Genomic DNA, 472 nt, shown 5'->3' on the forward strand with positions numbered 1-472 from the left:
TTGATAGCCGTTGAAAGTGACGACCATGTCGCCCGGCCGGTCGGCCAGCCAGGCAAAGCCCAGCCCGAGCGCGAAAACGACGATGAGGAAGGCGAGCAGGCGGATCATTGTGTTGCCCTCATGCCTTCATCGCGCCCGAGATCAGCGCATCGACCTGGGTCTCGACCTCGATGCGCGCCTTCAGCTTACCGGCAAAGTCGGCGCCCGCGGCCTTGGCGGCCTCGGGCAGCGTTTCATACTCGCTGAGTGCCTTGGCGTAGTCGCCCTGGTTGACCGCCGCCTCCATGCGCGCGACGGTTTCCGGTGCGCCGGCGCCTTCGACGGCGCCGATCGGCCTGACCTTGACCAGCGATTGCGCGCTCGACAGAAGGCTCTGAACGAAGCCGGCATTCTCATCGACAGGCGTCGCCGCCGTGACCATGGCATTGGCGGCGGCATCAGCCTGCGATGCGATCTCGGCGCGGGTTGGAAC

1 pseudogene is annotated in these 472 nt (G+C 66.1%); it reads right to left on the reverse strand.

What is annotated here, in order from left to right:
* Positions 1-118: 118 nt before the first annotated feature.
* Positions 119-472, reverse strand: a pseudogene (locus EN994_RS34855) (phage tail protein); the annotation flags it as partial.

Origin of the sequence: Mesorhizobium sp. M7A.F.Ca.CA.002.09.1.1, assembly GCF_003998555.1 — a bacterium.
In the GTDB taxonomy this organism is placed as follows: Bacteria; Pseudomonadota; Alphaproteobacteria; order Rhizobiales; family Rhizobiaceae; genus Mesorhizobium; species Mesorhizobium ciceri.